The organism is Cytobacillus praedii (genome assembly GCF_001439605.1).
GTDB lineage: Bacteria > Bacillota > Bacilli > Bacillales > Cytobacillaceae > Cytobacillus > Cytobacillus praedii.
Genome location: NZ_LMBX01000073.1, coordinates 1 through 338 on the forward strand (window position 1 = coordinate 1; position 338 = coordinate 338).

Genomic DNA, 338 nt, shown 5'->3' on the forward strand with positions numbered 1-338 from the left:
CGTTAATTCCATTTCTAGATGAAATCGAGCAGCATTATTTCGAGTTACCAAAACACATTGTCGCAGATGCAGGTTATGGGAGTGAACAAAACTATAATGATATTCTTTCGAACAGAAAACGAGAAGCGCTTATTACCTATAACCTGTATTTGAAGGAACAAAAGAAAAAGTACAAACAAAACCCGTTTAATCCCGATAACTGGCAGTATGATGAAAAAACAGATACATATACATGCCCTAATCAGAAACACCTTGAATTTCAACATCATTCTATCCGTAATGATCGTACTGGCTTCCAACGGAAGTTCAAAATCTACGAGAGCGAAGACTGTTCGGCA

General features: G+C 37.3%; 1 pseudogene. It reads left to right on the plus strand.

Annotation, left to right across the window (positions count from 1 at the left end):
* Nucleotides 1-338 (plus strand): annotated as a pseudogene (locus ASU02_RS25525) (IS5/IS1182 family transposase); the annotation flags it as partial.